Here is a 231-nt window from a genome sequence, read left to right as displayed (position 1 = left end):
GTTTAGGACATCTAATAATGGCGGTCCTCAACTACTTAGCTCATCCGGTAAGTACGGGGGCAAAGCCATTAGTTCTATTTCGGTTGGTTATGCTTCGGCCGTTCGCTGCGATGTGAATATCGCGTCAGGCGCTACGTTTTATATCGGCGGCTGGTGGAAGTGTGGACTATCCGGAGGCAAGGACAGTGACTTCGGCTATGGCGGCCTAGTCAATATCGGACTGGCCTCTAA

General features: G+C 51.5%; 1 protein-coding gene. It reads left to right on the top strand.

The annotated features are described in order from the left end of the window. The coding region (locus AC1RPN_RS09255; RefSeq protein ID WP_481763890.1) for a hypothetical protein at positions 1 to 231 on the top strand (231 nt) is incomplete at both ends.

The organism is Dellaglioa sp. CoH-57-MRSF-20 (assembly GCF_056781955.1).
Note: the sequence above shows the minus strand (reverse complement) of the source record. Positions and strands in the feature narration are given on the sequence as shown.